Source organism: Glycomyces sp. MUSA5-2 (assembly GCF_037034145.1).
Lineage (GTDB): Bacteria > Actinomycetota > Actinomycetes > Mycobacteriales > Micromonosporaceae > Glycomyces > Glycomyces artemisiae.
This window is the reverse complement of record NZ_JBAGKG010000025.1, coordinates 1-1485: the sequence shown is the minus strand read 5'-3', so window position 1 is coordinate 1485 and position 1485 is coordinate 1. Positions and strand designations below refer to the sequence as shown.

The 1485-nt window shown below is 69.6% G+C and carries 1 protein-coding gene; it reads left to right on the top strand.

Going from position 1 to position 1485, the window contains the following annotated elements; all coding sequences use genetic code 11:
* A partial coding sequence (locus WA640_RS28670) for a glycoside hydrolase family 43 protein (protein WP_335992383.1) occupies positions 1 to 1485 on the top strand: 1485 nt, incomplete at both ends.

Sequence of the window (1485 nt, the reverse complement as noted above, 5' to 3'; positions counted from 1 at the left end):
CAGCAGACCTCCTACGCGAACCCCGTCGTCTGGCAGGACTTCGCCGACGTCGAGGTCATCCGCGTCGGCTCCGACTTCTACATGACCGCCTCGACGATGCACTACTCGCCCGGCGCCCCTGTCCTGCACTCGCGGGACCTGGTGAACTGGGAGTTCATCGGGCACTCGGTGCCCCGGCTCGACTTCGGGTCGAAGTACGACCTCAGCGGCGGCCGCGGCTACGTGCGCGGCATCTGGGCGTCCACGATCGCGCACCGCCCCAGCGAGAACCGCTTCTACTGGCTCGGGCAGATCGACTTCGCACGGTCCTACATGTACACGGCGACGAACCCCGCCGGGCCCTGGACCCAGCACGCCCAGCTCTCCCGCGCCTACTACGACGCCGGGATGCTGGTCGACGCCGACGGCACCATGTACGTCGCCTACGGCAACACCCAGATCTCGGTCGCCCAGCTCTCGGCCGACGGGAAGACCGAGGTGCGCAACCAGCAGGTCTTCTCCACCCCGTCGAGCATCGGCACCCTGGAGGGCTCGCGCTTCTACAAGATCAACGGGAACTACTACATCTTCCTGACCCGCCCCGCCAACGGCCAGTACATCCTCAAGTCCTCGTCGCCTTGGGGCCCTTACGAACTGCGGCAGGTGCTGCTGAACATGCCCGGCCCGATCAGCGGCGGCGGCGTCCCCCACCAGGGCGGCCTCGTCTCCACCCCAGGCGGGGCCTGGTACTACATGGCCTTCGTCGACGCCTACCCCGGCGGGCGCATGCCCGCCCTCGCGCCGATCACCTGGACCGCCGACGGCTGGCCGCAGGTCACCACCGTCAACGGCGCCTGGGGGAGCACCTACCCGTTCCCGAACCTCACTCCATCGCCGACGCCGCCGCTGACCGGCGCCGACACGTTCACCGCGTCGGCGCTCGCCGCCAAATGGGAGTGGAACCACAACCCGGACAACACGAAATGGTCGACCGGCGACGGCCTGCGCCTCCAGACCGCCACCGTCACGAACGACCTCTACAACGCGCGCAACACGCTCACCCACCGCATCCAGGGCCCGTCCTCCACGGCCACCGTCGAACTCGACTTCGCGTCCATGAGGGACGGCGACCGCGCGGGGCTGGCGATGCTCCGCGACGCCTCCGCGTGGATCGGCGTCAAACGCGAGGCGGGCGTGCCCCGCGTCGTCATGACCGACGGCCTGACCATGGACGGCAGCTGGAACACCACCGGGACCGGCACCGAGCGCGCGAGCGCCGACCTGTGCTCGACCCGGGTCTGGCTCCGCGTCACCGCCGACATCCGGCCCGGCTCGGGCCGACAGGCGCTGTTCTCCTACAGCGAGGACGGGGCCGCGTTCACGCCGCTCGGCCCCGCCTTCACCCTCAACAGCAACTGGACGTTCTTCATGGGCTACCGGTTCGCGGTCTTCAACTACGCCACCCAGGCCCTGGGCGGCGCCGTCACCGTCGACCGCTTCACCGTC